Source organism: Corallococcus llansteffanensis, assembly GCF_003612055.1.
Classification (GTDB): domain Bacteria; phylum Myxococcota; class Myxococcia; order Myxococcales; family Myxococcaceae; genus Corallococcus; species Corallococcus llansteffanensis.
The window spans coordinates 1-5014 of the sequence record NZ_RAWB01000666.1 but is presented as its reverse complement, the minus strand read 5'-3'; the positions used below and the strand labels follow the sequence as shown (position 1 = coordinate 5014).

Below are 5014 nucleotides of genomic sequence, written 5' to 3'. Positions count from 1 at the left end.
GGCGGGGGAGGGACCTTCTGCGAGCGCACGCTGTTGCGCACCTGCTCGGTGACGGCGGCCGGGTCCACGGTGCCCTTGAAGGTGCCGAAGGGCGTCTGGACCTCCTGCTCGCGGGCCGCGCCGGCTTCAGTGCCCGGGGGACCACACCAGGCCTTGTCCTCGGCCTTCAGGGACACGACGGGCGTGTTCATCTCCGCGCGGGTCCGTGTGGTCGACTTGGCGACGAGCGTGTGGTCGCGCATGAGGACGCAGTGGTCCTCGTCGAAGTACCAGGCCGCGGAGCCGTCCGCGAACTCCTGCGCCCGGGTGGGTCCTCTGCCCATGGCGTCCGCGACCTGCGCGGCCGTCATGCCGGGGTAGAGCTTCTCGAAGCCAGGGGTGGCGCAGCCGGTGGCGGCCAGCGCGAGGACAGCGGTCAGCAGGGAGGGACGCATCACGGGCAGAGAGCTCCTGGAGACAGGAAGGCTTCGACCCTAGCGGTTCCCTCCCAGGCGCTCCAGCGAGGGAGCGGTGGGCTAAAGCTCCTGCTCCAGCCAGTGGCGCAACCGCTCGCGCAGCGACAGGGTGCGGCGGCGGCTCACGACTCGCCTTCCGTCTTGGCGGGCATGCGGCCGTACTTGGACAGCAGGTCCTCCACGGCCTCGCGCAGGTACTCGCTCTGGTGGATGCGGGTGCGCCGCGCCAGCTCGCGCAGCTTGTGCACCTGCTCCTCGGGAACGAGGACGTGGGTGGAGACGATGTCGGCCTCCGGGCTGCGGACCTCACCGGGTTCCACCGGAGACTGGGACGACGGAGCGTCGGGGCTCAGCGGGCTGGCGCTTCCATCCTGCATCGGGGCTTCCTCCAGGCGTGCTGCTGCTACAGGCCGCTACCGACCTGTCCCCGGCATTAGGGGGGCAGGCTCGCAAGTCGTCAAAAAAAGGGACGCCGGAGGTTGGAGCGCCCGGAGCGCCGGACGTGCCGGGTTGACTCATCCAGAGCACGCTGCTACTTGCCGCATCACGTAAGGGGAGTAGTTCACGCCCGCGGTGATGGGCGTCGGGAAGCTCGACACACTGGCTGGTGACGGCCCGGGCCCCCACCTCGCGAAGCGCGCGAGACGAACGAGACCTTCGGACAGGGATTCAATCTCCCTGGCCGAGGTCCGTCGTGCGCGCTCCTCCCTGAAGCGCTCTCATGACGCCGCCTCCGCGCCAGGCACTGGAAGGAAGTCTTCATGATGTCGTGGGAGTCCGTGCTCGGGTCGTTCGTGTTGGTCGCCGCCAGTGAGATGGGGGACAAGACGCAGCTGCTCGCGTTCTCGCTGGCGTCGAAGTTCCGCAAGCCGTGGGTGGTGCTGGCCGGCATCCTCGTGGCCACTGTGGCCAACCACGCGCTGGCGTCCTCGGTGGGCACGTGGGTGTCCACCCATGTGCCCGCGCGCGTGATGGCGTTGATCCTGGCGGCGCTGTTCCTGGGCTTCGGCCTGTGGACGCTGAAGCCGGACACGCTGGACGAGGACGGGGACAAGCCTCCGCGCTTCGGGGCCTTCCTCACCACGGTGGTGCTCTTCTTCCTGGCGGAGATGGGGGACAAGACCCAACTGGCCACCATGGCGCTCGCCGCGCGCTACCAGGCCACGGTGCTGGTGACGCTGGGCACCACCGCCGGGATGCTGGTGTCGGACGGGCTGGCCGTCTTCCTGGGGGACCGGCTGGCCGGGCGGGTGCAGATGAAGTGGGTGCGGTGGGTGACCGCCTCGCTCTTCTTCCTCTTCGGCGCGGTGTCGCTGTGGGCGGCCTGGCGCGGCTGACGCGGGCGACCCCGGCGCGATGGTCCGCGCCGGGGGCCCTGTCGCGAGCGGCTACTTCGTCTTCAGGCTCGCGGTGTCGATGACGAAGCGGTAGCGCACGTCGCCCTTGATCATGCGCTCATAGGCTTCGTTGATCTTCTGGACGGGGATGACCTCCACGTCGGACGCGACGCGGTGCTGCGCGCAGAAGTCGAGCATCTCCTGCGTCTCGCGGATGCCGCCGATGAGCGAGCCGCCCAGCTTGCGCCGCTTCATGATGAGCGGGAAGGCGGAGAGCGGCGTGGGGGCCTCCGGGACGCCGACGACGACCATCGTGCCGTCCAGCTTCAAGAGGCCCAGGTACGCGTTGTAGTCGTGCGGCGCGGAGACGGTGTCGAGGATGAAGTCGAACTGGTTCGCCAGCGTCTTGAAGGTCTTCTTGTCCGACGTGGCGGCGAAGTGCTTGGCGCCCAGGGCGAGGGCGTCGTCGCGCTTGGAGGGGGAGGTGCTCAGCACCGTCACCTCCGCGCCCATCGCCTTGCCCAGCTTCACGCCCATGTGGCCCAGGCCGCCCAGGCCCACGACGGCCAGCTTCTGGCCGGCCTTCAGCCCGTAGTGGCGCAGGGGCGAGTAGGTGGTGATGCCCGCGCACAGGAGCGGCGCGGCGCGGTCCAGGGGGATGCCCTCCGGGATGCGCAGCACGTACTTCGCGTCCACGGTGATCTGCGTGGAGTAGCCGCCGTACGTGGGCGAGCCGTCACGCTCGCGGCCGTTGTAGGTGCTCACCATGCCGCGCTCGCAGTACTGCTCCTCGCCCTGGACGCAGGCCGGGCACTCGCGGCACGAGTCCACGAAGCAGCCCACGCCCACCGCGTCCCCGACCTTGAAGGCGGTGACGGCGCTGCCGACCTGGGACACCTTCCCGACGATCTCGTGGCCCGGCACCATGGGGAAGACGGCGCCGCCCCACTCGTCGCGGGCCTGGTGGATGTCGGAGTGGCACACCCCGCAGTAGAGGATGTCGATGAGCACGTCCTGGGCGCGCGGCGCGCGGCGCTCCAGGGAGAAGGGGCCGAGTGCGGCTTTGGCGCTCGGCGCGGCGTACGCTTGGGTGGTCGGCAAGAGAGGCTCCAGGGGGAGTCGAAGCAGGACTGGCCGGGAGGGCCCGGCAAGGGCGCGGAAGCTAACGGAACCGCGCCGGTCCCGCAGAGGAAAGGGGTGGACCCGGGCAACCGCGTCCAGGAGACTCCCGCGCACCATGAGCCAGGAACGTCTCCAGCAGTCCCAATCTCCCGGAGGTCCGCATCATTTCCTCACCCAGTGCGTGGGTGACTGGGAGGGCATGGCGCGCACGTGGTTCGAGCCGGACAAGGTGGCGGACGAGTCCCCCATCTCCGGCACCATCCGCTCCGTGCTGGACGGCCGGTTCGTCGTGCACGAGTACACGTCGTCGCTGGGCGGGAAGCCGCTGACGGGCATGGCCACGCTCGGCTACCACCTGGACGGCCCGCAGTTCACCATGGCGTGGGTGGACAGCTTCCACATGGGCTCGGACATCATGGCCCTGCAGGGAGAGGCCGGGGTGAGCGACCGCTTCTCGGTGCTCGGCAGCTATTACACGGGCGAGCAGTCGCCCCGCTGGGGATGGCGCGTGGACCTGGAGCGGACCGGACCGGATGCGCTCGTCATCACGCACTTCAACATCCAGCCGGGGGAAGCGGCGCAGAAGGCCATTGAAATCCAGTACCGGCGCCGGGGCTGAGCCGGGCCAGGGGCCGCGCCTCGTGTCGGCCCGCGCCCGTCCAGCCCTCGGTGAGTGAGAGGGATTGGAGCCCCCGGAAGGGGGCGTCAGCGCCGGGTCATCAGCCCGTTGAGGGTGGGGTAGCTGGCGGCGCCGTTGAACAGCTCGGCGGAGTGTCCCTCGTGCAGGAAGGACTTCGCGAGGGCCTCGGCCCGCCCATAGATGGACGCCGCGATGGCGATGCCCGCGGAGAGGCGCCGGACGCCCATCCGTTGCAGCTCCGCCGGGCCGGCGAGGTTCGGCCGGGCCATGACGTTCACGGGCAGGGGCGTGCCCCGGGTGATGGCCTGGATGTCGGCCGCTTCCATGACGCCGGGGACGAAGAGGCCATCCGCGCCCGCCTGCTGGTACCGCGCGGCGCGGGACAGCGTCTCCTCCAGGCGGTGCTCGGGCGGGACGAGCTTGGACTGGAGGTAGACGTCCGTGCGCGCGTTGACGAACACGTCGAGGCCCAGGCGCGCCGCGGCCTGCTTCACGCGTTCAATCTTCGCCGCGAGCAGCTCCGGAGGGCTGACGCCGTCCTCCAGGTTGACGCCCACGGCGCCCGCGGACAGCAGCCGGGCCACGTTCTCCCCGACGGTGGCCGGGTCCTCCGAGTAGCCCCCTTCCGCGTCCACCGTGAGGGGTACGCGGATGATGTCGACGATGGCCTGGACCGTGGCGACGAGCCGGTCCATGGGCAGCGCGTCGCCGTCCGGGAAACCCTGGGCCCAGGCGACCCCGGCGCTGGTGGTGGCGATGGCGCGGGCGCCCACGCTCTCGAACAGGCGGGCGCTGCCGGCATCCCAGACATTCGGGAGGATGAGCAGCTCCGGGCCCTGGTGCAACGCGCGGAAGGTCTTGGCGGCGGCGACTTGCGTGGAGGACATGGGTGGGACTCCGGGCAGGTGAGAGGGATTGAAGGGACTCAGGCGGACGGAGCGTGCACCCGCTCGTGGTCGAGAAGCCAGCGTTTGCGCTCCAGCCCTCCGGCATAGCCGGTGAGGGAGGCATTGGCCCCGACGACGCGGTGACACGGCACGACGATGCCCACGGGGTTGGCGCCGTTGGCCATGCCCACGGCGCGCACCGCCTTGGGCCGGCCGATGCGTTCGGCGAGCTGGGAGTAGGTGGTGGTGGTGCCCACGGGGATCTCCCGCAGGGCGCGCCAGACCTCGCGCTGGAAGGGCGTGCCGGCGGTCTCCACGGGGAGGGCGTCGATGGCGCTCACCTCTCCGCGCAGGTAGGCCTGGAGGGCGGTGGTGCGGCCGGACGGATCGCGCGCCGGTTCCAGGACGCAGCCCTGTTCGCCGTAGTGCAGGCGCAGGAGCCGGTGCATGCGGGCCTCGTAGCCCTCCCAGTCCAGGGCGCGAAGACGGCCCGCCTCGTCGCAGACGATGAGCATCACGCCGGTGGGCGTGGGGGTGGAATCAATGAAGAAGCGCTGGCGCTGTCTCTTATAC

The 5014-nt window shown here is 70.4% G+C and carries 7 protein-coding genes; 2 read left to right on the top strand and 5 right to left on the bottom strand.

Annotation, left to right across the window (positions count from 1 at the left end; genetic code table 11):
* Both D7V93_RS37680 and D7V93_RS37675 read right to left on the bottom strand, forming a co-directional pair.
* Positions 1 to 434: hypothetical protein (locus tag D7V93_RS37680; RefSeq protein WP_120647923.1), on the bottom strand; the 434-nt coding region annotated here is incomplete at its 3' end.
* 143 nt (positions 435 to 577) lie between these two features.
* Positions 578 to 832, bottom strand: coding sequence for a ribbon-helix-helix domain-containing protein (locus D7V93_RS37675; protein WP_120537964.1), 255 nt, complete (start codon positions 830 to 832; stop codon positions 578 to 580).
* Between the two features lie 387 nt (positions 833 to 1219).
* Here D7V93_RS37675 and D7V93_RS37670 point away from each other — a divergent pair, with 387 nt between their 5' ends.
* Complete coding sequence (locus tag D7V93_RS37670) at positions 1220 to 1792, top strand: TMEM165/GDT1 family protein (protein ID WP_120647925.1); 573 nt, start codon at positions 1220 to 1222, stop codon at positions 1790 to 1792.
* A 51-nt stretch (positions 1793 to 1843) separates the two neighbouring features.
* On the opposite strand, the gene D7V93_RS37665 is transcribed toward D7V93_RS37670, so the two are convergent.
* Entirely contained in the window at positions 1844 to 2893 is a 1050-nt protein-coding gene (locus tag D7V93_RS37665) for an NAD(P)-dependent alcohol dehydrogenase (protein WP_120647922.1), read from the bottom strand.
* Positions 2894 to 3029: 136 nt separating this feature from the next.
* On the opposite strand from D7V93_RS37665, the gene D7V93_RS37660 reads away from it, so the two are divergent.
* Positions 3030 to 3533, top strand: a complete 504-nt coding sequence (locus D7V93_RS37660) for a DUF1579 domain-containing protein (protein ID WP_120647921.1) — start codon at positions 3030 to 3032, stop codon at positions 3531 to 3533.
* 86 nt (positions 3534 to 3619) lie between these two features.
* Here D7V93_RS37660 and D7V93_RS37655 read toward each other — a convergent pair whose 3' ends face one another.
* Together D7V93_RS37655 and ogt are read right to left on the bottom strand one after the other, a co-directional pair.
* On the bottom strand, positions 3620 to 4441 hold the full coding sequence (locus D7V93_RS37655; protein ID WP_120647920.1) for an isocitrate lyase/PEP mutase family protein: 822 nt from the start codon (positions 4439 to 4441) through the stop codon (positions 3620 to 3622).
* Positions 4442 to 4479: 38 nt separating this feature from the next.
* Positions 4480 to 4986 carry a methylated-DNA--[protein]-cysteine S-methyltransferase gene (gene ogt / locus D7V93_RS37650; RefSeq protein ID WP_120647924.1) on the bottom strand — a complete coding sequence of 169 codons (507 nt, stop codon included), beginning with the start codon at positions 4984 to 4986 and terminating at the stop codon, positions 4480 to 4482.
* Positions 4987 to 5014: the final 28 nt, after the last annotated feature.